This is a genomic window from Mesorhizobium robiniae (assembly GCF_040545535.1).
In the GTDB taxonomy this organism is placed as follows: domain Bacteria; phylum Pseudomonadota; class Alphaproteobacteria; order Rhizobiales; family Rhizobiaceae; genus Mesorhizobium; species Mesorhizobium robiniae.
The window spans coordinates 345,840-368,262 of record NZ_JBEPMC010000007.1 but is presented as its reverse complement, the minus strand read 5'-3'; the positions used below and the strand labels follow the sequence as shown (position 1 = coordinate 368,262).

The window sequence follows — 22,423 nt, the reverse complement described above, 5'->3', positions numbered from 1 at the left end:
GACGATGATCCGTAAGCAGGACCGTCGCCTTCGTGTCGGTGTGCTCGGCTGCGGGCCGATCGCGCAGTTCGCCCATCTGGAATCCTGCGTGAAGGCCGCCAATGCCGATCTCTACGCGATCTGCGATGCTGCACCCGATCTTCTCGCACGCATGGGCGCGACCTACGAGCCTGAGAAGATGTATGCCGACTACGACGAGATGCTGGCCGATCCGCAACTGGAGGCAGTGATCGTCGCCACCTCGGACGCCTATCACGTACCGATGTCGATCAAGGCGCTGGAAGCCGGCAAGCATGTTCTGTGCGAAAAGCCCATAGGGATCTCGGTCGAGGAGGGCCAAAAACTCGCCGATGCGGTCAGGCGCTCCGGCAAGGTGCTGCAAGTCGGCCACATGAAGCGCTTCGACCCGGCGCTCGAAGCGGCGCGCGATTTCGTCCGCGACGAGATGGGCGAGATCCTGGCGCTGAAGGCCTGGTATTGCGATTCCACGCACCGCTACACCAACACCGACGCAGTCCAGCCGCTGCCCGTCACCAGCAAGCTGGCGAGGAAGCCGGCCGGCAACCCGAAGGCTGATCTCAGGCAATATTTCATGCTCGCGCATGGCTCGCATCTCGTCGACACGGCGCGCTTTCTGTGCGGCGAGATCACCGCTGTACGCGCGCGCCTCAATGAGCGCTTCGGCGCCTATTGCTGGTTCGTCGAAACAGAATTCGCCAATGGTGCGCTTGGCCATCTCGACCTCACCGTGGCCGTGCGCATGGACTGGCACGAGGGTTTTCAACTCTATGGCCAGAACGGCTCGGTGATCGCCAAGACCTTCAACCCCTGGTATTTTCGCGCGAGCGAGGTCGACATTTTCCACGAGAAGGACGCAACGTCGCGCAAGCCGCTTGGCGCTGACGGCCATTTCTTCAGACGCCAGCTCGAAGGCCTAGCTGAGACAATCCTCGACGGCAAGCCGCTGCGCGGCGCCAACGTCGAGGACGGCCTTGCCTCGATCCGCGCCATGGTGGCGATCGCCCGCTCGGTCGAGAGCGGCGAGCGCGTCGAGATCGCCAGCGTGACGGGAGCGGCCTGATGCAGGTCGGGGTGTTCGCCAAGACCTTCCCAGGCAGTGAACCGGCCGGCGTGCTGGCGGCGGTGCGCGACGCCGGATTTGCCGTCACCCAGTTCAATCTTGCCTGCGCCGGCCTGCCATCGATGCCGGATGCGGTGCCCGACGACGCCATCCGCTCCATCGCGGCCGCATCCGACGCCACCGGCGTCACCCTTGTGGCGCTCTCCGGCACCTACAACATGGCGCACCCCGACAAAGCGGTGCGCGACGACGGACTGCGCCGGCTTGCCGTCATCATCGAAGCCGCAGCGGATCTTTCCGTTCCGCTGGTCACGCTGTGCACGGGAACGCGTAACCGCGACGACCAGTGGGCGCACCACCCCGACAATGGCGATCCCTCGGCATGGGCCGACATGGCGGCCGAGATGGGAAAGGCGCTTGAGTTGGCGGAACGTCACAGTGTCGACCTCGGCATCGAACCCGAGCAGGCCAACATCGTCACCTCGGCCGGGGACGCCATGCGCCTCATTGCCGAAATGGGCTCGAAGCGGCTGCGCATCGTGCTCGATCCGGCGAACCTGTTCGAACACGCGAGTCCCGAGGAGGCGCGCGCCGTCATTGCCGACGCTGTCGAACGCACAGCCGGCCATGTCGCCATGGCGCACGCCAAGGACCGCTTCGCCGACGGCCGTTTCGCCACAGCCGGCGGTGGCGTCGTCGATTTTGCGGATTTCGTCGCACGGCTCAAGGCGTCAGGCTTTGACGGGCCGCTGGTGACGCACGGACTTTCGGCCGAGGAAGCGCCCGGCGTTGCCCATTTCCTGAAGGGGTTGGTCTGATGGTACGCCCGACCACCTTGCTGCGCGACGACGCCACGCTGCGCGTTTCCGACACCGGCGACGGGCCAGCGGTCGTCTTCCAGCACGGGTTGGGCGGCAGCGAGGCGCAGGCCGCCCAGGCTTTCCCCGCCGGCCCCGGCATCCGGCGTCTCACCCTGGAATGCCGTGGGCACGGTGCCTCCGGGCTCGGCGGTAGCCGCCCGTTTTCCCTTGATATGTTCGCCGATGATGTGCTGGCCGCCGCCGATCAAGCCGGCCTCGACCGTTTCGTCGCTGGCGGCATTTCGATGGGCGCCGCGATCGCCTTGCGCCTCGCCTGCCGACACCCGGACCGCGTGGCCGGCCTGCTGCTCGTGCGTCCGGCCTGGGCCTTCGACAAGGCGCCGGCGAACATGCAACCGAACGCCGAGGTCGCCAGCCTGATCCTTGACCATGGCCCCGACAAGGCGAGAACGATCTTCGCACAATCGCAGACGGCAGCGCGCCTCAAGCACGAGGCGCCCGACAACCTCGCTTCGCTGATGGGCTTTTTCGACCGGTCGGATTCGGCGTCGTTCGCGCAGATACTCGCCGCCATCTCCGCCAACGGGCCGGGCGTTTCTGAAGGCGACGTCGCTACTCTCGGCATGCCCGCTTTGGTCGTCGGCAACGCCGTGGATGCAGTGCATCCCTTGTCGGTCGCCCACAAATTGGCCGCCACCATTCCCGGCGCGACCTTTGCCGAAATCCCTGCCAAGGCGCTCGACAGCGCCAGGCATTTCGCCGAGTTGCAGGCCGAGATCACCGCCTTCCTTCACGCCCACGCCAATTTCCGGAGCCTCATTCCGTCATGACCACCAAATCCCTGTCTGGCCCTTCGGCCATCGCCGCCTTGCCGCGCCACCGGCTGCTCGGTGAGTTCTCGCTGTGGTCGGCCGACCTTGCCAATATGGAGCGCGACTTGAAGCGCATAGAACCTCATGTCGACCTGCATCACATCGATGTCGCCGATGCCCGCTTCACCCCCGGCTTCCTGTTCTTCCCAGACCTGGTGGCGCGGATCGCCGGGCTGACGACAAAGCCCATCCATGTGCATCTGATGGTCGAAGCCGAGATCGTCGAGGAGCAGACGCGCCAGTTCATCGAAGCCGGTGCCGACCTGATCAGCGTCCATGCCGAAAACGGCGAGGCCGGCCTGCGCGCCGCTCGGCTGGCGCATGAGCTCGGCGCCGAGGCCGGCGTGGTGCTCAGGCTGGAGACGCCGGTCGCGGCGGTCACGCCATTCCTGTCGCAAGTGGCGTTCGTGACGCTGCTCGGCACCTCCATTGGCGTCAAAGGCCAGAGCCTTTCCGAGCAGGCCTGCCCCCGTTTGATCGAGGCACGCGCGCTCATGAAAAAGGCAGGACGCGAAGCCGACATCATCCTGGCCGCCGATGGCGGCATCCGCCACGAGACGGTGCCGCGCCTGCGCGCCGCCGGCGCCGAGACCGTGGTGCTGGGCTCGCTGGCTTTCGGCGACCCCGACCTTGCGCAGCGCATGGCCTGGCTGCACGGGTTGAAGGTCGCTGCCTGATGACAAAACTTGCGCTTGCCTTCGATCTCGGCGGCACGGAGCTGCGTGGCGCGCTGGTCGAGCGCGGCGGCCGCGTTGCCGCCCGTGTTTCGGCGCCGACGATGGCGGGTGCAGGGTCGGAAGCCGTCATCGGCCAGATTATTGCCCTGGCTGGAACCCTGCTTGCGGAGCACCCGCAGGCAAAGGTCGCCGGCATCGGCATGTGTGCGCCGGGACCGCTCGATCCCAAAGCGGGGATCGTCATCGGCCCGCCGACCCTGGCCGGCTGGCACGACGTGCCGTTGATCGACATTCTCGGCCGCCAATTCGGCCTGCCGGTGCGGCTGGAGAACGACGCCAATGCGGCGGCTCTCGGCGAATGGCGCCTCGGCGCCGGCCGTGGCAGCGGCTCGCTGGTGTTCGTCACCGTATCGACCGGCATTGGCGGCGGCGTGGTTGTCGACGGCCATATCTATCACGGCCGGCGCGGTCTGGCGGCCGAGATCGGCCACATGACCATCACCGGCGAAGGCGACCGCTGTTTCTGCGGCGCCGTCGGCTGCTTCGAGGCCGTCGCGTCGGGCACCGCGCTCGGACGCCGTGCCACGCGGCTGACCGCACCAGGCGACGGCTCCCTGCTCCGGCGCTTCTCCGGCGATGGCGAGGTCTCGGCCAGGCACGTCGTCGAGGCCGCGCGCGCCGGCGATGTCAGTGCGCTCGAACTGATCGAGGCGGAAGCCAGGTGGCTCGGCATCGGCTTCACCAACCTGCTTCATCTCTTTTCGCCGGACCTGATCGTCATGGGCGGCGGCCTCGCCAACGGCTTCGACCTGCTGGCGCCAGAGATCCGGGCCACCGTCGAGCAGCGGGCGATGCCGGCCTATCGCGACGTGCCGATCGTGCCAGCGGAGCTCGGCGACCGGGCCGGGCTGATCGGCGCGGCAAGCCTTATCCTGTGGGAGGGGGAACCGGGCGCGCCGCTGGCGATCGCGCAAGACGAAGACAATGACGCGAGCAAGCGTGCCAGGGAGGCAAGCCATGGCTGAACTCAAGCTGCGCGGCGCGCGCAAATCCTATGGATCCGTCGAGATTATCAAGGGCCTTGACCTCGACGTCGAGGACCGCGAATTCGTTGTCTTCGTTGGCCCATCCGGCTGCGGCAAGTCCACGCTGCTGCGCATGATCGCCGGCCTGGAAAAGATCACTGCCGGCGACTTGCTGATCGATGGCGCGCGCGCCAACGACATCGATCCGTCCGAGCGGGGACTGGCCATGGTGTTCCAGTCCTACGCGCTCTATCCGCACATGACGGTGGCCGAGAATATGGGCTTTGCGCTGAAGATCGCCGGCGTCTCCGCTGCCGAAAAGGAGCGCAAGGTGCGAGAGGCCGCCGAGGTGCTGCAGCTTACGCATCTCCTCGACCGGCGGCCAAAGGCGCTTTCGGGCGGCCAGCGCCAGCGTGTCGCCATCGGCCGCGCTATCGTGCGCAACCCCAAAGTGTTCCTGTTCGATGAGCCGCTGTCCAATCTCGACGCCGCCTTGCGGGTGAGTATGCGGCTGGAGCTGATGCGGCTGCACGAGCAGCTCAATGCGACGATGATCTATGTCACCCACGACCAGATCGAGGCCATGACCATGGCCGACAAGATCGTGGTGCTGAACAACGGCTCGATCGAGCAGGTCGGCTCGCCTCTCGACCTCTACAACAAGCCGGCAAACATCTTCGTCGCCGGCTTTATCGGTTCGCCGAAGATGAACCTCTTGAAGCTGAAGGTGGTTTCGACCGGACCCGAAGGCGTCACTGTCACCTTGCCAGGCGGCAAGACGCTGACCGTGCCGGTCGAAGCGGGCACGGTCAAGACCGGCGACGAACTGCTGCTCGGGATGCGGCCGGAGCATCTGCGCATTTCTGCCGATGGCCGCTTCAAAGGACAAGCCTCGTTGGCGGAGCGGCTGGGCAGCCTGACCATCCTACATGTCGAGGTCACACCCGACATCACGCTGGTGGTGCAAACCGAAGGCGGCGATACGACACCGCTGCACAGCCCGATCGCGCTCGACGTCGCTCCGTCGCTTTGCCACCTGTTTCGCACGGATGGACCGGCGCTGACGCCTTTGCATTCCGTGTGAGCCGCCCCTTTCTAGCGAGGTTGATGTGCTGCACCGCAGCACATCAAAAGCCGCTGCACACCATTTTAATTCTTGACGCGTGTTAAATTTTTCTAAAACATGCGGAAATGCTGATCTGTATCGATCGGCACTCTGGGAGGAGAAATGCCTGATACGAAAAGTGGCCCGAACCGGGCCCTCAATCTGTGAGCCGCATGGCGATCGACCATTGCTCGGTTGCCTGCCGACGCAACCGCCGGGCCAGCCATTGCCGCGCGCCGCACAGGCATTCCGGTCGTCGAGAAACAAGCCGGATTCAACACAACCAACAATTAGGAGGAGGAAGAACATGCGCATGTTCAATTGCCTGACGCTTGGCGCAGGTCTGTTTGCAACCGCGATTTCAACGCCGGCCCATGCCGAAGACGCGGCGAAGGTCGCGGCCATCGTCAAGGGCCTCGACAATCCCTTCTTCCAGTACATGCACCAGGGTATCGAAGAGCAGGCCAAGGCCGACGGCGTTGGCGTAACCGTCCAGGCGGCCGCCAATATGGGCGACGCCACCGGGCAGGCCGATCGCCTGACCGCCATGGCCATGCAGGATTTCGATTGCTACCTGGTCAATCCGATCAGTGTTTCCAACCTCGTCCAGGCGCTGGTTCCGGTCGCTCAGAAGAAGAAGCCGATCGTCAACATCGACAGCACCATCGACGCCGAGCAGGCCAAGGCGGCAGGCTTTGCCATCTCGACCTATATCGGCACCGACAATGTGGCCGCCGGCGCGCTGGCCGGCGAGGAGATGCTGAAGCTAGTTCCTGCAGGCTCCAAGGTCGCGCTGGTGGCCGGCATCGTTGGCGACGTCGGCTCGAACGCCCGCATCAAGGGCTTCAAGCAGGCCGTCGAAGGCAAGCTCGAAGTCGTGGTGATGGTCAGCGCCGACTGGGACCGCGAGAAGGCCCTGACCGCGGCCACCGATATCCTAGCCGCGCATCCCGATCTCGCCGGCTTCTTCGCCGCCAACGACATCATGGCGCTCGGCGTACAGCGCGCCGTCCAGACCTCGGGCAAGGACGTCAAGGTGATCGGCCTTGACGGCATCGTCGATGCGCTGAAATCGGTTGCATCAGGCGAACTCTCCGCCACCGTCGCCCAATATCCCTATGTCGTCGGCGCCATGGGCGTGGAGGCCTGCAAGGCGGCGGCATTGGGCAAGGAACTGCCCGCCAACGTGCCGGCGCCGGTGTTGCTGATCAACAAGGACAATGCCGAAGCCTCGTTGAAGAATTTCCCGCGCCCAGGCGGCGACTATCCCGATCCTTTCCGCGAGATGTTGAAGTGAACACGCCTGAACAAAACGCGCCCGTGCATACCGCGGGCGCGGCGGAGGAGAGCCGCCCCTCCCTGTCGGCTCTCCTCCTGGATCCTTCCTTCTGGGCCGACTGGGCATCGGTCGTCGGCCTTGTCGGCCTCGTCATCGTCTTCGGCCTCAGTCAGCCGGTCTTTCTCAGCGTCGCCAATTTGCAGGCCCTGCTCCTGGCGGCGGCGATCCTGGTCGTGCTGTCGATCGGCCAGACCTTCGTCGTGGCGACCGCCGGCATCGATCTTTCGCTAGCCGCAGCCGTCATGCTGGGGGCAATTATCCTCGGCCTCGTCAACGCCGCCGGCTACGGCATCTTCCTCGCCTGCGTGTTGGCTGTTCTCGCCACCAGTGCGGTGGGCTTCCTCAACGGCGTTCTCATTACAGCCGGCAAAATTCCCGACTTCGTTGTGACGCTCGGCACGCTTTCGGGCGTCACCGGCCTCGGCCTCATCCTGTCGGGCGGCGAGCCGACGATGGTCGGCTCGACCTTCCTGCTCAAGCTCGCCTCCGGCTCCTTCGGACCGTTCGGCTATCCCGTCTGGGTCGCGATCGCAGCCGTCATCGTCGCGCATATCGCGCTCTACCACACCCGCTTCGGCGTGCATCTGCTGGCCACTGGCGGCCAGGTCGAAAGCGCCGGCGCGCTCGGCATCCGCACCAACCGGGTCAAGATCGCCGCCTATACGATTTCGGGCTTCTGCGCCGGCATTGCCTCGCTGCTTCTGGTGGCGCGCATCGGCTCGGCCGAACCGCAGATCAACACCAGCCTTCTGCTCAATTCGGTGGCGGCGGTGGTTCTCGGCGGCGTCAGCCTGTTCGGCGGCCGCGCCAGCATTCTTGGGCCGGCGATCGGCGCGCTGATGCTCACCGCGCTGGTCAATGGACTGACGCTGCTCAGCGTTTCGGCTTTCTACCAACCGCTCGCCGTGGGTGCCATCGTGGTGCTGGCCGCTCTGATCATGCGGTACCAGAAATGAGCGCCGTTCATCATATCCCGCCATCCGACGCGATCCTCGCCTGCGAGGGATTGAGCAAGCATTTCGGCGGCATCCGCGCCTTCACCGACGTCGCCTTCCAGGCTCGCCGCGGCGAGGTCACCGCGGTCATCGGCGACAACGGCGCCGGCAAATCGACGCTGATCCGCTGTCTTGTCGGCGTCCATGTGCCGGATGGCGGCGAAATCTTCTTCGACGGCCGGCCGCGTCCCTTCGCCAATCCCGACGAGGCACGCAAGGCCGGCATCGAGACGGTGCACCAGAACCTGGCGCTGATCGACGAACTGACGGTGGCGCAGAACCTGTTCCTCAACCGCGAAATCGTGCGCCGGATCGGCCCGGTCGCCTTGCTCGATCGCAAGGCAATGCGAGAGCAGGCGCGCGCCATGCTGTCGCGCCTGTCGATCAACATGCCTTCGGTCAACCAGCGCGTGCGACGCCTGTCGGGCGGCCAGCGGCAGGCGATCTCGATCTGTCGCGCCGCTGGCTCCGGCGCCAAGCTGGTGGTGATGGACGAGCCGACGGCGGCACTCGGCGTACAGGAAACCGCCAATGTCGAGGCGCTGATCCGGCGCCTGCGCGAGCAGGCGGTGAGCGTCATCCTGGTCAGCCACAATTTCGATCAGGTGCGACGCCTGTCCGACCAGATCTGGGTGATGCGGGCGGGACGGATGGTGGCGACCGTGCGTTCGTCGGAAACGACCGGCAACGAACTCGTCGCGCTTGTCACTGGCGCGACCTAGAGTCGGATGATTTCAAGTCAAGTCGACCTGAAATCCGGCCGGCCTGTCACGAACTGATTGTTACAAAAAGGGAGTTTGCGAGTGGCGATAATCCATGTCGGACTTGTGGGTCTTGGCGAGGTCGCGCAATCGATCCATCTGCCTGTCTTGGCCGACCAGCGCGACCGCTGGGTGATAGCGGGCGTCTATGACGTCTCGCCGACCCTGGTGGCGCTCTGCACATCCGAATATCCAACCGCCACGGCCTTCGAAACGGCCGAGGCGCTGATCAACTCCCCCGACATCGACGCGGTCTTCGTGCTGTCGTCCGATGACACCCACAGCTGTTTCGTCCGCGCCGCCGTAGCAGCCGACAAGCACATCCTCTTGGAAAAGCCCGCTTGCCTGACGGTGCGCGAGATCGACGAATTGCTGGCGCTGACGACGAACTACGCCAAGACGATCTTCGTCGGCTATATGCGCCGCTATGCACCGGCCTATCTGGCGGCGAAGGGCGAACTGCCCGACGCCGCCGACATCACGCATGTGCGGATCTTCGACTTGATCTCCGAGGGCCGGCATTTCCTGAAGAAAAGTCAGAATATCCTTTACCCCACCGACATTGACCCGGCGCTGCTGGAGCGTGGCGCCAAGGAGCGCGACGCACTGATCCGTGAAGTAGTGGGTGCCGATGCGCCCGCCGATCTCGTGCGCGCCTATCGCGGCCTGACCGCGCTCTCCTCGCATCATATTTCAGCGATGCGCGGGCTCATCGGCGAGCCGGTTCGCGTGCTCGCCGCGCACCGCACCAATGGCGGCGCCAACACCTCAGTGACCTTCGACTACGGCCATTTTGCCTGCCAGTATGACGCGGTGGTCGACGATCTTGGCCTGTTCGACGCCATGATCGAGGTGCGCTCGAACATCAAACGGGTCCGCATCATCTACGATACGCCCTATATCCGCAGCCTGCCGACGCGGCTCGAAGTGACGGAAGCCGGACCGCTCGGGCCGGTTACTAGGATGTTCGGGCCGCTATATGGCGACGCTTTCTCGAATGAACTTGAGATTTTCCACCGCCATATCACGGACGGCACGAAGCCGCTGACGGACCTCGCCGATTCACGCCGTGATCTCGCTCTGATGGCGGAGATCATCGGGCGGATGAAGGAGATTAGCGATCGCTGAGGCTACTGCCTACTTTCCGCAGTGGTGATCGTTGATCTTGTTCAGCGCGTTCGCGTCGGGCCCGACCCGGTGGTAGGAGCAGGCTCCTGCGGCCATCGTGAACAACTGCTGATCATAGTAGCGCGGGCCGCCGAACAGGACGTCTATGATGTCGCCTTCAGCGGGAACGTAGCGTTCAGGATCAGCCCGTTGGTCGCGACTTCCAGCGAAGGCCGAGGCGGACGTGCAGCAGACTAGCCCCAAAACGAGAGCGCGGATCGCAAAGCGTTTTGTCGTCATCGGCAATCACCTTCTGGCCGTTCAGCGTTATCATACATCCAAAATCGCCAGCCGTGCAAAAGTTCCCCGGATCGTCCGAGGCGGCGGCGAAAAACCTGCCATCCTTGCCGATCCCCGCCTGTCACAATAGGTTTATCCTGCGGCGCTAGGGAGAGCGTTCTCGCATCCGGCGCCTAGCCGGGTCCGTCTCTTCACACCAAGTGGGGTTTTCCATGCGCAAGATCATTCTCGCCGCCATGTTTCTGGCATCCGCCGTCGCAGGCGCTTCGGCTGCCGACGGCAAGCTGGTCGTCTACACGAGCCAGCCCAACACCGACGCGCAGCACACCGTCGATGCGTTCATGGCGAAGTACCCCGCAGTCAAGGTCGAATGGGTGCGCGATGGAACGCCGAAGATACTGGCCAAGCTGCGTGCTGAGATCGAGGCCGGTCAGCCGCAGGCGGATGTGCTTCTGATCGCCGACGTTGTCACCATGGAAGGCCTGAAGAAGGAAGGCCGGCTGCTCGCCTATCCCGAGGCTGACGTTTCCGGCATCGAGGCCGCCCTCTACGACAAGGACAAGACGTATTTCTCGACCAAGCTGATCACGACCGGCATTGTCTACAACACCAAGGCGCCCTTCGTGCCGGCGAGCTGGGAAGACCTCACCAAGCCGGAGGCGAAGGGCCTTGTCGCGATGCCCAGCCCGCTCACCTCGGGTGCGGCGATGATCCACACCGTGACGCTGACCGGCAATCTGCCGGAAGGCTGGGACTATTACGACGCGCTCGCCAAGAACGGCGCCCAGGCAAGCGGCGGCAATGGCGACGTCCTGAAAGCCGTCAGCGGCGGCGATAAGCTGTTCGGCATGATCGTCGACTACATGCCCATCCGTGAAAAGGCCAAGGGCGCTCCCGTCGAATTCGTCTTCCCCAGGGAAGGCGTCTCGGCCGTCACCGAGCCGGTCGCTATCCTGTCCACGGCCAAGAACACCGAGGCTGCCAAGGCCTTCGTCGATTTCCTGCTGTCCAAGGACGGCCAGGAGGCCGCCGCCAAGATGGGCTATATTCCGGCACGCGCCGACATTGCCCTGCCGGCCGGCTATCCCGACCGCTCGTCGATCAAGGTGCTGAGCTACGATGCAGCCGCCGCACTCGCCAACGACGCCGCCAACAAGGAAAAGTTCGGCGCCGTGATGAGCCAGTAGCCAGCCGAGCAGCCAGCGGTGTCTTCCGCGCAGGACATCCTCCCCGGGCAACGTGTGTCGGCGCGACGCGGGCACATGTCGCGGGCCACACCGGGGTTTCGCGCATCGGCGCTCACCGTCCTGCTGGTCATCGCGCTGCTCAGCCTGTTGCCGATGGTGAGGCTCGTCGTCGCGGCCGTCGCGCCGGGCGGTGAGTTCGATTTCGGCGCATTCGCCGAACGCCTGGCCAAGCCCGCCGCCTTGCGGGCGATGTGGCATACGCTGGATACTGCCTTTTTCGGCGCCGTGCTGGCGGTTTGCCTCGGTGGCCCTTTCGCCGTCGCCGTCACGATGACCGACCTGCCCGGACGAAAGCCTCTCGGCTTCCTGCTTTTGCTGCCGCTGATGATCGCGCCGCAGGTTACCGCTTTGTCGTGGCTGCATCTGTTTGGCCCGTCCAGCACGCTTCTCGGCATGGTCGGCATGGCGCCACCACCGGGAACACCCAATCCAATGCTTGGCCGCAACGGCATCATCCTGCTTTACGCCGTCCAGCATGCACCGATCGTCTTCATCACGCTGCGGGCCGGGCTTTCCCGGATCCCGCGCGATCTCGTCGAGGCGGCCAGGGCCTCCGGCGCTGGGCCGCTCTCCGTGCTGTGGACCATCGTCCTGCCGGTGGTGCGTCCGTATGTCGTCGCCGCGGCCGCGCTTGCCTTCGTCTCGGGCGTCGGCAATTTCGGCATCCCCGCTTTGCTCGGAATGCCGGTCAACTATCTGACGCTACCGACGCTGATCTATCAGGACCTGTCGAGTTTCGGGCCTGGCGTGCTGCCGCAGATCACGGCGCTGTCGGTGCTGGTCGGCCTACTGGCGTTGGCCGGTGTCGCCTGCCAGTCGCTGGCCCTGCGCGGCGCTGCTCACCGCTTTACTTCAGGCACGCCGGCGCGGTTCGAGCTCGGGCGCTACCGCCTGCTGCTGGCCGGTGTCGGTTGGCTGGTGATCGGCTTCATCCTCGTGCTTCCGGCTAGCGCGCTGCTGGCGACGTCGCTCGTGCCGTCCTTCGGTGTGCCACTTGGCTGGCAAACGGTGACCGCGTCCAACTATGCCGAGGTTCTGGTCCGCCAGGCTTCGACCGTTCGCGCCTTCCGCAATTCCCTTCTTTTTGCCGGTAGTGCTGCGCTGATCCTCGCCATCGGTGTGATACCGGTGACCGCGGTGCTCGAACGGCTCGGCCGGCGTTGGCAGCGCCTCCTCGGCGGCATCGTCGACCTGCCCTATGCCGTCCCCGGCGTCGTGCTTGCGATAGCCTGCATCCTCTTGTTCCTGCGCCCGCTGCCGCTGATCGGCAGCCTCTACGCGACCGCATCGATCATCGTGATCGCCTATGCGATGCGGTTTTTCACGCTCGCCCTGAAACCGGTGGCGACCGCGGTCGGACAGATTTCACGCGATCTCGACGAGGCGGCGGCGGTGTCGGGAGCCGGAACCCTTCGCCGGCTAGTGACGATAACCGCGCCGCTTGCGGCACCCGCGGCCGTGGCCGGCGGGCTGCTCGTCTTCATGAGCGCCTTCAATGAGCTGACGGTCTCGGCCCTGCTCTGGTCGAGCGGCAACGAGACGCTTGGCGTGGTGCTGTTCAGCCTCGAGGAAGCAGGTTTGGGAACGCAGGCAGCCGCGATCGCCGTTTCCACAATTGCCGTTGTCGTCGTCCTGCTGCTTGTGCTCGACCGGTTCGGGCGGCGACTTCCATCAGGCGTACTGCCCTGGCGCTAAGAAGGCTCAGAATCTGGGATAATCCAAGCATCCGAGACGGCCACATGCACGCTTTGGCCGACTGCAACTGCCTCGGTATTGTCGATCAGCAATTCCTGTCCTTTCGCTGGCAAGGCCAGCCGCACCTCATGAACCGGGCCTCTATAGATGCTGTCGAGCACCGTCGCCGGCATGCCCTCAGGTGAAATCCGCAGCGCTTCCGGCCGCAGCAGGATATTGACCGGTCCGGACGATATCCCGGCGCTTCGCGCCGCAAAGCGATGTCCTGCAACGTCGACCGTTGCGATTCCCTCGGCATGATCGATCACTGTCCCCGCAACGATGGAACCGCGCCCGACAAAGCCGGCAACCGTGGCATTGGCCGGCGCGCGGTAGACCTCCTGCGGCGGCGCTGCCTGCAGCACCTTGCCCTGGCTCATGATGGCGACCCGGTCGGCCAATGCCAGGGCCTCGGCCTGGTCGTGAGTGACATAGACGATGGTGGCGCCGGTGCGGCGATGGATGTCGCGAAACGCGTCGACCATCGATGCGCGCAAATGCATGTCGAGATTGGCGAGCGGTTCGTCGAACAGGATGATCCTGGCGTCGGCCACCAGGCAGCGCGCCAGCGCGACGCGCTGACGCTGGCCGCCGGACAGTTCCTCGATGCGGCGGCCTTCAAATCTGCTGAGCCCGACGATGTCGAGAACAGCGCCGACACGACCTGCGATTGCGCCCCGCTCGACATGCCGGGCCTTCAGCGGATAGGCGACGTTTGCCGCGACATCCATATGGGGCCACAGCGCATAGGACTGGAAGACGACCCCGACGCCGCGCGCTTCCGGCGGCACCTGCCGCTGCGGATCGGCCATCAATTCCTTGCCGAAGAAGACGCTGCCCTCGCTGGGCGCCTCGAAGCCGGCGATCAGCCTCAGCATCGTGGTCTTGCCGCACCCGGAGGGGCCGAGCAGCGCGGTGAAGGAGCCCGCCGCGAAGTCCAGCGAAACGGCGTCAAGTGCTGCGGTTTCGTTGAACCGCTTGCTGAGACGCTCCACCTTGATTTCGCTCATGCTTCACCCATCGGCGTATCGCTGCGCCTCGCGCCGGTTATTGCGCAACCAGCGCGGCCCAATGCATGTCGCGCAAAAGTGCGCAGCGGTTTTGCGACAACGGCATGCGTACAAAAAAGACCTTAAAGCGCGTCGCGTGAATCTCATCAACGCGACGCGCTTTAAGGTGGGCAATACGTTGGAAATTCGACCCTGACAATGACGGCGGAACTGACGCCTGCGCTTACTGCGCCGTCCAGCCGCCATCCATCGGCAAGGTCGTTCCAGTGATCTGCTTGGCTGAATCCGAGCACAGGAACAGCGCCAGTGCAGCAAGCTCCTCGACGGTGACGAACTCCTTGGTCGGCTGTGCCGCGAGCAGCACATCGTGCTTGACCTGCTCCTCGGTCATGCCGCGCGCATTCATCGTGTCGGGAATCTGCCTTTCGACCAGCGGCGTCCAGACGTAGCCGGGCGCGATCGCATTGACGGTGATGCCGTCGAGTGCCGCCTCCAGTGCCACCGTCTTGGTCAGGCCTGCTATGCCGTGCTTGGCCGACACATAGGCTGATTTGAACGGCGAGGCGACCAACGCGTGCGCCGACGCAGTGTTGATGATGCGACCCCATTTGCGCGCCTTCATACCGGGCAGCACCGCCTTGATCGCATAGAAGGCGGCGAGCAAATTGGTACGGATGATGGCTTCCCATTTGTCATCAGGGAATTCCTCGATCGGCGCGACATGCTGGATGCCCGCATTGTTGACCAGGATGTCGAGACTGCCGAAGGCCTCCTCGGCCTCGCGTACCATGGCGCTCACCGCTGCCCCGTCCATCATGTTGGCTCCCGAATAACGGCATTTGACGCCGAAATCCGTTTCGATGCCGGCGCGCTCCTGCTCGATGGCGGCAGCGTCCCCCAGGCCGTTGATGGTGACGTTGGCGCCTTCTGCGGCAAAGGCGCGAGCAATGCCCAAGCCGATGCCGCTGGTCGAGCCGGTGACGAGGGCGTTCTTCGAAGACAGGAAACCCATGATGATCTCGCGGGAAGAGAGGAAACAGGACAGACTTTGTGCGTCGCAGCCGGACAGTGCCACGGCCATGTGTCGGCGCGATTACAGCGATGCGACGCGCGCCCTTAGCCCTCTGGAGCCACGGTCGTCGGGCTGACACGGCAGTGTCATGGCGCCGTGCAACATAATCCCCTGCGCACTCGCGCGGTCGTACCAGAATGGATGGGGCTATAGCTTGGAAATCGCCGACGTCGTGAAGCGCGCCTATGCGATGCCGCTCACCAACCCGTCCTTCCCGCCCGGGCCCTATCGTTTCTTCGACCGCGAATACGTCATCATCACCTATCGCACGACGCGCGAAGCCTTGGAGGCGGTGGTGCCGGCACCACTGGAGATCGATGAACCGCTGGTCAAATATGAATTCATCCGCATGCCCGATTCAACCGGCTTCGGTGACTACACCGAGACCGGCCAAGTCATCCCTGTGCGCTACAAGGGTGAACACGGCGCCTATGTCCATTCCATGTTTCTCGACGACGACGCGCCGATCGCCGGCGGGCGCGAGCTCTGGGGTTTTCCGAAGAAGCTCGCCAACCCGAAGCTTGTGCATGAGGGCGAGGTGGTGGTCGGTACGCTGCATTATGGCAGCGTTCTGTGCGCCACCGGCACGATGGGCTATAAGCACCGGCCGGCCGATCATGACCAGATCCTCGCCTCGCTTGCCCAGCCCAACTTCCTCATCAAGATCATCCCGCATGTCGACGGCACGCCGCGCATCTGCGAACTGGTGCGCTATCACCTCACCGAGGTGACGTTGAAGGAGGCCTGGACGGCGCCGGCGGCGCTCGATCTCCGGCCGCACGTCATGGCCGACGTGGCGCGCCTGCCCGTGCTCGACATCGTCTCGGCCGTTCACTTCACCGCCGATCTGACGCTTGGGCTAGGCGAGGTGGTTCATGACTATCTCGCCGACCGCACCTGACCGCAGAAACCATTCGGAGGCAAAGCCGTGCTTGAACGCAACCGCAAGAAGGCGATCGCCGCCACCATCGAGGAAATCTCGGCGCAATATGATCGTGTAGCGCTGGTGTTTCAGGGCGGCGGTGCACTCGGCGCCTATCAGGCCGGTGTCTACCAAGCGCTTGCCCAAGCCGGCTGCGAGCCGACCTGGCTCTCCGGCGTGTCGATCGGCGCGATCAACGCATCGATCATCGCCGGCAACGAGCCGAGCCGCCGGCTGGAGCGGCTCGAGCAATTCTGGCAGACGATTTCGGGGCGCAAGATCTGGGCTTATACGCCCGAGGGCGACATTTACCGCGATATCCGCAACCGCACCAGCTCATGGATGACGATGACCATGGGCCAGCCTGGCTTCTTCAAGCCGCGTCACCCCAACCCGTGGTTCGAGCAGCCGGGTGCCGAAGGCGCCACCAGCTTTTATGACACGGCCGAGTTGAAGGAGACCCTGGAAGGACTGATCGACTTCGACATCCTTAACGACGGCAAGAAGCGGCTCAGCGTCGGTGCGGTCAACGTCAGAACAGGCAACTTCGTCTATTTCGACACCGAGAATGTCCGCATCGGGCCCGAGCACATAATGGCGAGCGGAGCACTGCCGCCGGCCTTTCCGCCGGTCCGTATCGAGGGTGAGTATTACTGGGATGGCGGCATCGTCTCCAATACGCCACTGCAATATCTTCTCGATCAGGAAGAAGATCGCAGCTCGTTGGTGTTCCAGGTCGACCTGTTCAGCGCGCGCGGTGCCTTGCCGCGCGGCATGGCCGATGTTTTGTCGCGGCACAAGGACATCATGTATTCGAGCCGCACGCGGCAGAACACCGACAATTTCCAGCGCATCCACGCTCTGAAGATGAAGCTCCTCGATGCGCTGAAACGCGTCCCGGACGAATTGCTGAAGGAAGGAGAGAAAGAGCTGATCGCGGACTATTCGGATGCCGGCGTGGTCAACATCATACATCTGATCTACCAGCACAAGGGCTATGAGGGGCACGCCAAGGACTACGAATTCTCTGGCACCTCGATGCGCGAGCACTGGGAGATGGGGCTCGAGGATACGCAGCGGACGCTACGCCATCGCCAATGGCTGGTCCTGCCGACCAATATCGAGGGCGTCGCCATCTACGATTTGCACCGCGACGATCCGACATGATGCATGACACTCAAAACCTGCTCTCGAGCTGACCCGAGGGTGCGCGCCGGTTTTGGATAGGCCGGAAAAGGCTGCCCTGACCAGCATCGGACGAGAAACCGTCGGCCGGACCGGCTCTGATGGCATCCTCGACCTATCCCGCAATCTCCAGCAGGGAGGATACCAGCAACCGACGTTCGTCATGTGAAAGGACGTCGGAGTCGAAGAGGTTCATGCTGCGAAGCCCTTCGATAGCGAGGTAGCAGACAAGCAGCGCCTTGAGGTCCGGCGTCTCTCCCTTGAGCCGCTCGAAAACCTGCCGCCTGAACGATTTTATCGGGGTCAGAAAATCGGGATCTTCGGCGATTGCCGAAAAGATCCAGGAGGCCGACGGTTTCGATTCCTCGGCATGTTCGGCCGAAAGCTTGATGTAGGTCGCAAGCGGGCTTTCACCGGTGGCGCCGGCCGTGCGGGCGGACTCCAGCGCCTGCTCGAAGGCGCGCAGATAATCCTCCACCAGCGCCTGCATCAGTTTCGCCTTGGTCGGGAAATTGTACAGCAAGCCGCCTTTCGACACGCCGGCTCGGCTGGCAACCGCATCCAGCGACAGGCTGCCAGGGCCCGACTCGCGCGCCACGTCGGCGGCGGCAGCGAGAATCTTCTCGCGCGAATTTGCTCTGCGGGCTTTCATCAATCGCTCCCCATACATTAGCTTACGCGGAATTGACAAGACCGTCCAGACGGTACAGTAAGAGCGCCGTCATTTGAAATCGGGACCAGTCACAGCTATGTGTTTCGGTCATCCGACCGTTATACCGGGCCGTGGCCAAGGGGACTGTTCGTGATCAAGCGCTTCATCATCGCCTTCATTCTGCTCGTGCTGGTGTGCGGCGGCATCGTCGGCTTCAATTTGTTCCGCGACAATGCAATGCAGCAATTCTTCGCCACGATGAAACCGCCGGCCGCGACCGTGTCGACGACAATCGTCAAGCCGACGAACTGGATGCCGGGCGTCGAGGCGATCGGCACGGTCAGTGCGGTACGCGGCGTCGACTTGACCGTCGAGACAGCCGGCATCGTCAAGGACATCCTGTTTCACGCCAATCAGAAGGTTGAAGCCAATGCGGTTCTCCTTCAGCTCGACGATGCCGCCGAGCGCGCCGATCTCGATGCGACGAAGGCACAAGCAGCGCTAGACCAGACGGCGTTGACGCGCGCCCTCGAATTGCAAAAACGCGGTGTCGGCTCGGAATCGACGCTCGACTCGGCGCGGGCCGCTGCATCGGCTTCCACTTCGCAGGTCAACAGGCTGCAGGCGGTGCTCGAGCAGAAGCTGCTGACCGCGCCCTTCAGCGGCACAGTGGGTATTCCAAGGATCGATCTCGGCCAGTATCTCTCACCCGGCACTTCCGTAGCGACGCTGCAGGACCTGGAGACGATGCGGGCCGATTTCACGGTTCCCGAACAGCAGCTTCCGCTGCTGAAGATCGGCCAGACGGTGCGGCTGGGCGTTGGTGACGGCGAACTGCCGTTCACCGGCACCATCCGTGGTATCGACCCGAAGATCGACCCGGCCAGCCGGCTGGTGACGGTCAGGGCCGAGGTCGCCAACCCTGAAGGCAAGCTGACGCCTGGTCAGTTCGTGCAGGTGCGCGTCGAACTGCCCGAGGAAAACAACGTATTGACGGTGCCACAGACCGCGCTGACCTCGAGCCTGTACGGTGACTTTGTCTTTGTCGTGCGTCCGGCGAAACCGGCTGCGGCCAATGGAGCCGCCCCTGCTGCTGCCGCGAAGCCGGAAGAAAAGCCCGCCACGGATACTGCGAAGCCAGCGGCCGAAGCGCCCGCGGCAAAACCCGAGGAAAAACCGGCGGCTACCGCGGCCGAACCGGCGGCGGAAGAACAGAAGCCGCAGCTCGTGCTCGCCCAGGTATTCGTCAAGCCCGGCCGCCGCAACGCCGGCCTGGTTGAAATCCTGGAAGGCATCCAGCCCGGCGACGAAGTCGTTACCGCCGGCCAGAACCGGCTCTCCAACGGCATGTCCGTTGCCGTCGACAACACTATCGACCCGACCAAGCCGGCAAACCAGCAGGCCCAGCAATGAGCTTTTCCGACCTCTTCATCCGCCGCCCGGTCCTTTCGACCGTGCTCGCCTTGATGATCCTGCTTTTGGGTTTCCAGGGCATCTTCAACCTTTCGATCCGGCAGTATCCGGAGGTTGAAGAAACGGCCATCACGATCACTACGGCCTATCCCGGCGCCAGCGCCGACCTGATCCAGGGCTTCATTTCCGCGCCGATCGCCCGTGCCGTCGCTTCGACGGAGAACATCGACTACGTCACGTCGGCGAGCCGGCCGTCCTCCAGCACCGTGACGGTGCAGATGAAGCTTGGCTCCAATCCCGACGTCGCGCTGAACGAAGTCTTGTCGAAAGTGCAAGGCGTGCGCGGCGATCTGCCGGACGAGTCCGAAGATCCTGTGATCGTCAAGGGTACTGGCGAGCAGTTCGCGATGATGTACATTTCGATGCAGAATCCGAATATGACGCCGGAGCAGCTCACCGAATATATCGAGCGCGTCGTGCGGCCGCGCATGTCGACGGTTGAGGGTGTCGCCGACGTGCAGATCTTCGGCGCCGCCGAATATTCGATGCGCGTCTGGATAGACCCGATAAAACTGGCGGCGCGCGGCGTAACGGCGGCGGAAGTGCTGACCGCCATCAACGAATCGAATTTTCTCTCCGCACCCGGCAAGACCGAAAACGAATACGTCGCCTCCTCGATCACCGTCCGCTCGACGCTGCAGACGCCGGAGGCCTTCGCCGCCCTTCCGCTCCGCTCGAACAACGGCAATGTGGTGAGGCTGCGCGACGTGGCGCGGGTCGAACTTGCCGCGGCGAACACCGACACCAGGGTGACTTTCAACGGCAAGCCCGGCATCTTTCTGGCCATCTTCCCGACGCCGGCCGCCAATCCGCTGACGACAGCGGAGGCAATTCACGAAATTGTGCCGACGATCCAGGAGACGCTGCCGCTCGGCATGACGATCGAGATCGTCTACGATTCGACCGAGCAGATCAGCGCCTCGATCGAGGAGGTGTTCAAGACCATCGGCGAGGCGGTCATCATCGTCATCGTCGTCATCCTGCTCTTCCTCGGCTCGTTCCGGTCGGTGTTGATGCCGATCGTCACCATTCCGCTATCGCTGATCGGCGTCTGCTTCCTGCTGTTTACGCTGGGTTATTCGATCAACCTTTTGTCATTGCTGGCCATGGTGCTGGCGATCGGCCTCGTCGTCGACGATGCCATCGTGGTGGTGGAAAACATTCACCGCCACATGGAAGAAGACAACATGTCGCCGATGCAGGCGGCCTTCAACGGCATGCGGGAGATCTCGTCCGCCGTCATCGCCATGACGATAACGCTGGCCGCCGTGTTCGCGCCGCTGGCGTTCACCGGCGGCCTGACCGGCGCGCTATTTCGCGAATTCGCGGTGACGCTTGCCGGCTCGGTGGTGATTTCGGGTATCGTCGCGCTCACCATCACGCCGATGATGTCGGCACGCATCCTGAGGGCCGGCTCGCACAGCCGCTTCCAGCGCATTGTCGACAGCACGTTCGGGCGCGTCGAGAACATCTATGAGCGGCTGGTCAGCGGCTCGTTGAAATATCGCCCGGTGACGCTGATGATCGTCGTCGCCCTGGTCGCCACGACCGGCTTCATGTTTACCAAGACCGCGAGCGAACTGGCGCCGGAGGAAGACCAGGGCTTTCTGCTTTCGCTGGTGACCGCACCGCGCTACGCGACGTCGGACTATACAGAGAGCTACGTCAATCAGATCCTCGGCCTGGTCGACGACCTGCCTGAGACGCGGGCACGGTTCTCGGCAGTCGCCTTCGGCGGCGGCCAGACGAACAGCGCTTTCGTCGGTTTTGCGTTCAAGGACTGGGCCGAGCGTACGCGCAGCTCGAAGCAACTCCAGGAAGACATCACGGGTCGTCTCGGAAAGGTGGCGGGCGTCGAAGCGTTCGTCTTCGCACCGCCGACGCTGCCCGGCTCCGGCGGCGGCCTGCCGATCACGATGGTGGTGCGCTCGACCGGCGAGGCCTCCCAGGTTTACGAGGCGGCCGAGGACATCAAGAACAAAGCACAGGCCTCCGGCCGCTTCCTGGTCGTGCAGAATTCGATGACTTTCGACGCGCCGCAAGTGACGGTGACGATCGACCGCGACCGCGCCGCGGCGCTCAACCTGCCGATCGCCGACATCGGCCGGACGCTGACCCTCCTAGTAGGTGGCGCCGAAGTGGCGCAATTCGACCGCGAATCCAACAGTTACGACATCATCCCGCAGGTGCCGCAGAACTTCCGCGACAATCCTGAAAAGCTGGCCGAGTATTTCGTGCGCAGTGCGTCCGGCGAGATGGTGCCGCTCTCGGCGGTGGTGAAGATTTCGAACAACGCCTCGCCGGCCGTGATCGAGCAATTCAACCAGTTGAATTCCGCCACGATTTCCGCCCTGCCATTGCCCACCGTCACCACCGGCGACGGGCTGAAGACCATAGAGGACATCGCCAGGGAAAGCCTGCCCGACACCTTCTTCATCGACTATACCGGCCAGTCGCGGCAGGAGAAGGAACAGGGCTACACGATCATCATCGCCTTCGCGGCAGCCGTTCTCGTCATCTATCTGGTGCTGGCGGCACAGTTCGAAAGCTTCCGCGATCCGTTGATCATCATGATGTCGGTGCCGCTGTCGATCTTCGGCGCGATCGTGCCGCTCAATCTGGGGCTGGGAACGCTCAACATCTACACTCAGGTCGGCCTGATCACGCTGATCGGTCTGATCACCAAGCACGGCATTCTTCTGGTCGAGTTCGCCAACCAGCAGCGCGAACTCCACGGGATGCGGCGGCGCGATGCGATCGTCGCCTCGGCCAGGGTGCGTCTGCGGCCGATCCTGATGACGACGGCGGCGATGGCGCTCGGCGTGGTGCCGCTGATCATCTCCAGCGGCGCGGGTGCTGCGGCACGCTATTCGATGGGCCTGGTGATCTTCACCGGCATCCTGGTCGGAACCATGTTCACCCTGTTCGTGGTGCCGATGTTCTACACCTTCATCGCCAGCAAGGACCTGCCGCATCACGCCGAGAAGCCGGACCCGAAGCTGATGCCGGTGCCGATTGATTGACGAAAAAAGGCCGGAAATCTCC

General features: G+C 63.9%; 20 protein-coding genes. 16 read left to right on the top strand and 4 right to left on the bottom strand.

Annotated features, from left to right (window positions below):
- Positions 1–4 precede the first annotated feature (4 nt).
- The 10 genes from ABID19_RS21400 to ABID19_RS21355 all read left to right on the top strand — a co-directional run bounded on the left by ABID19_RS21400 (position 5) and on the right by ABID19_RS21355 (position 9,804).
- Positions 5–1,081: a Gfo/Idh/MocA family protein gene (locus tag ABID19_RS21400; RefSeq protein WP_354492951.1), complete on the top strand. Its 1,077-nt coding sequence runs from the start codon at positions 5–7 to the stop codon at positions 1,079–1,081.
- Entirely contained in the window at positions 1,081–1,899 is an 819-nt protein-coding gene (locus ABID19_RS21395; RefSeq protein WP_354492950.1) for a sugar phosphate isomerase/epimerase family protein, read from the top strand. The genes ABID19_RS21400 and ABID19_RS21395 overlap by 1 nt, the downstream gene beginning before the upstream one ends.
- A complete protein-coding gene (locus tag ABID19_RS21390) occupies positions 1,899–2,732 on the top strand; it encodes an alpha/beta fold hydrolase (RefSeq protein WP_354492949.1) in 834 nt (277 codons plus the stop codon). Before ABID19_RS21395 ends, ABID19_RS21390 begins: the two co-directional genes overlap by 1 nt.
- Positions 2,729–3,451, top strand: a complete 723-nt coding sequence (locus tag ABID19_RS21385) for a ribulose-phosphate 3-epimerase (RefSeq protein WP_354492948.1) — start codon at positions 2,729–2,731, stop codon at positions 3,449–3,451. The genes ABID19_RS21390 and ABID19_RS21385 overlap by 4 nt, the downstream gene beginning before the upstream one ends.
- Positions 3,451–4,476, top strand: a complete 1,026-nt coding sequence (locus ABID19_RS21380) for an ROK family protein (protein WP_354492947.1) — start codon at positions 3,451–3,453, stop codon at positions 4,474–4,476. Before ABID19_RS21385 ends, ABID19_RS21380 begins: the two co-directional genes overlap by 1 nt.
- Complete coding sequence (locus ABID19_RS21375; protein WP_354492946.1) at positions 4,469–5,560, top strand: ABC transporter ATP-binding protein; 1,092 nt, start codon at positions 4,469–4,471, stop codon at positions 5,558–5,560. Before ABID19_RS21380 ends, ABID19_RS21375 begins: the two co-directional genes overlap by 8 nt.
- A 328-nt stretch (positions 5,561–5,888) precedes the next feature.
- The gene (locus tag ABID19_RS21370; RefSeq protein ID WP_354492945.1) at positions 5,889–6,878 is read left to right on the top strand and encodes a sugar ABC transporter substrate-binding protein; all 990 of its coding nucleotides are present in this window, start codon (positions 5,889–5,891) and stop codon (positions 6,876–6,878) included.
- Entirely contained in the window at positions 6,875–7,876 is a 1,002-nt protein-coding gene (locus tag ABID19_RS21365) for an ABC transporter permease (RefSeq protein WP_354492944.1), read from the top strand. Before ABID19_RS21370 ends, ABID19_RS21365 begins: the two co-directional genes overlap by 4 nt.
- Positions 7,873–8,637: an ATP-binding cassette domain-containing protein gene (locus ABID19_RS21360; protein WP_354492943.1), complete on the top strand. Its 765-nt coding sequence runs from the start codon at positions 7,873–7,875 to the stop codon at positions 8,635–8,637. The genes ABID19_RS21365 and ABID19_RS21360 overlap by 4 nt, the downstream gene beginning before the upstream one ends.
- A gap of 81 nt (positions 8,638–8,718) precedes the next feature.
- A complete protein-coding gene (locus ABID19_RS21355) occupies positions 8,719–9,804 on the top strand; it encodes a Gfo/Idh/MocA family protein (protein ID WP_354492942.1) in 1,086 nt (361 codons plus the stop codon).
- A 9-nt stretch (positions 9,805–9,813) separates the two neighbouring features.
- Here ABID19_RS21355 and ABID19_RS21350 read toward each other — a convergent pair whose 3' ends face one another.
- Positions 9,814–10,083 carry a hypothetical protein gene (locus ABID19_RS21350; protein WP_354492941.1) on the bottom strand — a complete coding sequence of 90 codons (270 nt, stop codon included), beginning with the start codon at positions 10,081–10,083 and terminating at the stop codon, positions 9,814–9,816.
- A 212-nt stretch (positions 10,084–10,295) separates the two neighbouring features.
- On the opposite strand from ABID19_RS21350, the gene ABID19_RS21345 reads away from it, so the two are divergent.
- A complete protein-coding gene (locus ABID19_RS21345) occupies positions 10,296–11,270 on the top strand; it encodes an ABC transporter substrate-binding protein (RefSeq protein WP_354492940.1) in 975 nt (324 codons plus the stop codon).
- A 75-nt stretch (positions 11,271–11,345) separates the two neighbouring features.
- Complete coding sequence (locus ABID19_RS21340) at positions 11,346–13,025, top strand: ABC transporter permease (protein WP_354492939.1); 1,680 nt, start codon at positions 11,346–11,348, stop codon at positions 13,023–13,025.
- Here the strand turns inward: ABID19_RS21340 and ABID19_RS21335 are convergent.
- Together ABID19_RS21335 and ABID19_RS21330 are read right to left on the bottom strand one after the other, a co-directional pair.
- The gene (locus ABID19_RS21335; protein ID WP_354492938.1) at positions 13,022–14,074 is read right to left on the bottom strand and encodes an ABC transporter ATP-binding protein; all 1,053 of its coding nucleotides are present in this window, start codon (positions 14,072–14,074) and stop codon (positions 13,022–13,024) included. The genes ABID19_RS21340 and ABID19_RS21335 overlap by 4 nt on opposite strands.
- Positions 14,075–14,297: 223 nt before the next feature.
- Entirely contained in the window at positions 14,298–15,086 is a 789-nt protein-coding gene (locus ABID19_RS21330) for a 3-hydroxybutyrate dehydrogenase (RefSeq protein ID WP_354492937.1), read from the bottom strand.
- A 214-nt stretch (positions 15,087–15,300) separates the two neighbouring features.
- Between ABID19_RS21330 and ABID19_RS21325 the strand changes: the two genes are divergently transcribed.
- Both ABID19_RS21325 and ABID19_RS21320 read left to right on the top strand, forming a co-directional pair.
- Entirely contained in the window at positions 15,301–16,047 is a 747-nt protein-coding gene (locus ABID19_RS21325; protein ID WP_354492936.1) for an acetoacetate decarboxylase, read from the top strand.
- A 27-nt stretch (positions 16,048–16,074) separates the two neighbouring features.
- Positions 16,075–17,235 carry a patatin-like phospholipase family protein gene (locus ABID19_RS21320; protein WP_354492935.1) on the top strand — a complete coding sequence of 387 codons (1,161 nt, stop codon included), beginning with the start codon at positions 16,075–16,077 and terminating at the stop codon, positions 17,233–17,235.
- Positions 17,236–17,368: 133 nt separating this feature from the next.
- Here ABID19_RS21320 and ABID19_RS21315 read toward each other — a convergent pair whose 3' ends face one another.
- Complete coding sequence (locus ABID19_RS21315) at positions 17,369–17,905, bottom strand: TetR/AcrR family transcriptional regulator (protein WP_354492934.1); 537 nt, start codon at positions 17,903–17,905, stop codon at positions 17,369–17,371.
- A gap of 150 nt (positions 17,906–18,055) precedes the next feature.
- Here ABID19_RS21315 and ABID19_RS21310 point away from each other — a divergent pair, with 150 nt between their 5' ends.
- Together ABID19_RS21310 and ABID19_RS21305 are read left to right on the top strand one after the other, a co-directional pair.
- The gene (locus tag ABID19_RS21310; protein ID WP_435528757.1) at positions 18,056–19,318 is read left to right on the top strand and encodes an efflux RND transporter periplasmic adaptor subunit; all 1,263 of its coding nucleotides are present in this window, start codon (positions 18,056–18,058) and stop codon (positions 19,316–19,318) included.
- On the top strand, positions 19,315–22,401 hold the full coding sequence (locus ABID19_RS21305) for an efflux RND transporter permease subunit (protein ID WP_354492933.1): 3,087 nt from the start codon (positions 19,315–19,317) through the stop codon (positions 22,399–22,401). The genes ABID19_RS21310 and ABID19_RS21305 overlap by 4 nt, the downstream gene beginning before the upstream one ends.
- Positions 22,402–22,423: the final 22 nt, after the last annotated feature.

Bases quoted from the DNA above. Each gene is read 5' to 3' on its own strand.
- ABID19_RS21400 (WP_354492951.1), top strand. From the start codon at position 5: ATGATCCGTAAGCAGGACCGTCGCCTTCGTGTCGGTGTGCTCGGCTGC.
- ABID19_RS21395 (WP_354492950.1), top strand. From the start codon at position 1,081: ATGCAGGTCGGGGTGTTCGCCAAGACCTTCCCAGGCAGTGAACCGGCC.
- ABID19_RS21390 (WP_354492949.1), top strand. From the start codon at position 1,899: ATGGTACGCCCGACCACCTTGCTGCGCGACGACGCCACGCTGCGCGTT.
- ABID19_RS21385 (WP_354492948.1), top strand. From the start codon at position 2,729: ATGACCACCAAATCCCTGTCTGGCCCTTCGGCCATCGCCGCCTTGCCG.
- ABID19_RS21380 (WP_354492947.1), top strand. From the start codon at position 3,451: ATGACAAAACTTGCGCTTGCCTTCGATCTCGGCGGCACGGAGCTGCGT.
- ABID19_RS21375 (WP_354492946.1), top strand. From the start codon at position 4,469: ATGGCTGAACTCAAGCTGCGCGGCGCGCGCAAATCCTATGGATCCGTC.
- ABID19_RS21370 (WP_354492945.1), top strand. From the start codon at position 5,889: ATGCGCATGTTCAATTGCCTGACGCTTGGCGCAGGTCTGTTTGCAACC.
- ABID19_RS21360 (WP_354492943.1), top strand. From the start codon at position 7,873: ATGAGCGCCGTTCATCATATCCCGCCATCCGACGCGATCCTCGCCTGC.
- ABID19_RS21350 (WP_354492941.1), bottom strand. From the start codon at position 10,083: ATGACGACAAAACGCTTTGCGATCCGCGCTCTCGTTTTGGGGCTAGTC.
- ABID19_RS21345 (WP_354492940.1), top strand. From the start codon at position 10,296: ATGCGCAAGATCATTCTCGCCGCCATGTTTCTGGCATCCGCCGTCGCA.
- ABID19_RS21340 (WP_354492939.1), top strand. From the start codon at position 11,346: ATGTCGCGGGCCACACCGGGGTTTCGCGCATCGGCGCTCACCGTCCTG.
- ABID19_RS21335 (WP_354492938.1), bottom strand. From the start codon at position 14,074: ATGAGCGAAATCAAGGTGGAGCGTCTCAGCAAGCGGTTCAACGAAACC.
- ABID19_RS21330 (WP_354492937.1), bottom strand. From the start codon at position 15,086: ATGGGTTTCCTGTCTTCGAAGAACGCCCTCGTCACCGGCTCGACCAGC.
- ABID19_RS21315 (WP_354492934.1), bottom strand. From the start codon at position 17,905: ATGAAAGCCCGCAGAGCAAATTCGCGCGAGAAGATTCTCGCTGCCGCC.
- ABID19_RS21305 (WP_354492933.1), top strand. From the start codon at position 19,315: ATGAGCTTTTCCGACCTCTTCATCCGCCGCCCGGTCCTTTCGACCGTG.